Origin of the sequence: Xanthobacter autotrophicus (assembly GCF_030015065.1) — a bacterium.
In the GTDB taxonomy this organism is placed as follows: domain Bacteria; phylum Pseudomonadota; class Alphaproteobacteria; order Rhizobiales; family Xanthobacteraceae; genus Xanthobacter; species Xanthobacter autotrophicus_D.
This window is the reverse complement of the sequence record NZ_JAIVFN010000235.1, coordinates 1-2,177: the sequence shown is the minus strand read 5'-3', so window position 1 is coordinate 2,177 and position 2,177 is coordinate 1. Positions and strand designations below refer to the sequence as shown.

Below are 2,177 nucleotides of genomic sequence, written 5' to 3'. Positions count from 1 at the left end.
TGATGAAATGCACGACACCTGCAGACGCGGAATCTCGCGATCCTGGACCCGGCCGTTGGCCATTCGCGGGCGTCAAGGCCGTGAAAATGGCCATTTCTATATAAAGGTGAATAACGACCGATAATGCAAGATTATCGGATGTTATTATTCTCTGACAGGAGGTGCGGTTTCATCCGGAAATGATGGCATAAAGCGCACCGTTCGGTTATGCTTCCAGACTATGCGCGCGCCCAGTTCGACCTCCATTTCGGCTCTCCAGACCCCGGGTGTTCCGGGCTGGGCGATCCCGCGAGCTCCAGTGGAGGACCCGACTGAGGCCGCCTACATGGCCGGCGCGGCGTTGAATTGCCTCGATAATCTCGTGCGCGCCGATCTGCCATGGGCCGGCGCCTGGCGCCAACGGGTGGCCCTCAACGCGGCCACGAGCGCGGCCCGGCTGCTGGGCCATCGGGAGGATTCGGCGGCGCTGCGCGACGCATGGCACCTGCGCCCGGCCGGCGCCGATCCCGGGCCCGCAGGCAATGTCTTGGCGGCGTGGCGGCGGCTGGCCTCCCGCTCGCCGATGATCGACGTCGACGGGCTGCGCTCGCTCACCAATCTGCTAGGGCTCGCCTGGACGCCCGCGATTGAGGCCCTACCGGAGGCGGTCGAGGCGGCCGCGTCCTCGGGAGTGCCGGCGCCGCTTGCCGCAGCGGCGGCCGCTCGCGCAGTGGGAGCGGTCACGTCTGGGGCCGAGGCGCTCGCCTGGTGGATCGCCGACCTGACACTTGCGCGGCGGATGCGCTGGCCGATTCCGGTGCCGGTGCTCGCCACCCAGATCCACGCACCGGCGCTGCGAGGCCGTTCCGGCGGCACTCGGCATCGAACGGGAGGGGAGAGGGGCGGAGTGACCATGTGCCTCGCCGCGGCCGCCGGCGCCGCGGAGGCCTGCCGCTTCGCCGGCGAGATCGCCACCCGCGCCGCGCGCCTCGATGCCGTGGCGCCGAAGCTGCGCGCGAAGGGGGCGGGCGAGGCGATCGCACTTCTTCTGGAGGACGACGCAGTGTCGGGCACGCTGACGACGTCGTCGCTGTCGAGGTGGGCATCGCGCCGGCTGTTCGAGCGGCTTGAGGCGCTGGAGGCGATACGCGAGCTCTCTGGTCGATCCACCTTCCGGCTCTACGGGCTCTAGCCATGGCTCGCCGGCGCCGCGCGGACGCAATCCTCGACACCGAGCTCGCCGAGCTGCCGCTGGATCTGCGCTGGCGCGAATGGACCGCGCGGATCGAGGCGGTGATCTTCGCTGCCCCCGGGCCGGTAGACCGCGAGCTGCTGGCTCGTGTCGTCGGTCGCGACTGCAGCATCGAGCTCGTCATCGAGGACATTCGGGACGCGCTGCGTGACCGGCCCTATGAGCTGGTGTCGGTCGCCGGCGGCTGGCAGCTGCGCACCCGGGCGCGCCACGCCGAGGCGATCTGCGCGGCGTACGGCTCGGCGCCGGCGCCGGTCCAGCTCTCCGAGGCCGGGATGCTGGTGCTCGCCTGCATCGCCTATCACCAGCCGGTGACTCGGGGCGCGCTGAGCGAGATGATCGGCAAGGCGGTCAGCCGCGACACCATCGCCGAGCTGCGCGCGCGCGACTTCATCGTTGCCGGACCCCGGAGCCCGCAGCCGGGCGCGCCCTACACCTACGTGACGACGCGGGCCTTCCTGGTGCACTTCGGTCTCGACACGCTGCGCGACCTGCCCGACATCGAGGCGCTTGAGGACGCGGGGCTGCTCAATGCCGCGCAGCTGATCGCCGTAGGGTTCCCATCGTTCCTGACCGGCGATGCCGATGCCGATGCCGACGCGTTGCAGGATCCTGAGGCGGGCGACGACGAGTGAGATGCACGGGACTGCGACGTCGATAAACCTGAGGGGTGCTGGGCCGAATTGCGCGATCAAAGCGCTGCGTGGAGACCTTGATGCCTCGTAGCGACGGCTAGAATACCGCAGCCATTGGGAGCGGACCGGAGTTGAGCGGACAGGAATACGCTTGCGGTGGCGATTCGATTGAAATGTTCGCTATTGAGGTGGTCCCGGTTTGGCGGACAGATTGGCGGCTTTGCTAAGCTTGGTTCTGGTGTGCGTTACGCCGCCATGTCGATGCCGTCGCAGGCCGTATGGACCTCCTCCGGCGTTCTGCCGCCGAGGGC

2 protein-coding genes are annotated in these 2,177 nt (G+C 68.7%); both read left to right on the top strand.

All coding sequences use genetic code 11. From position 1 onward, the window contains the following. Positions 1–220: 220 nt before the first annotated feature. Positions 221–1,171 carry a DUF1403 family protein gene (locus K9U40_RS22670; protein WP_282892355.1) on the top strand — a complete coding sequence of 317 codons (951 nt, stop codon included), beginning with the start codon at positions 221–223 and terminating at the stop codon, positions 1,169–1,171. 2 nt (positions 1,172–1,173) lie between these two features. Beyond that, positions 1,174–1,866 (top strand): SMC-Scp complex subunit ScpB, encoded by a 693-nt coding sequence (gene scpB / locus K9U40_RS22665; RefSeq protein ID WP_282892354.1) that lies wholly within the window; start codon positions 1,174–1,176, stop codon positions 1,864–1,866. Positions 1,867–2,177 lie beyond the last annotated feature (311 nt).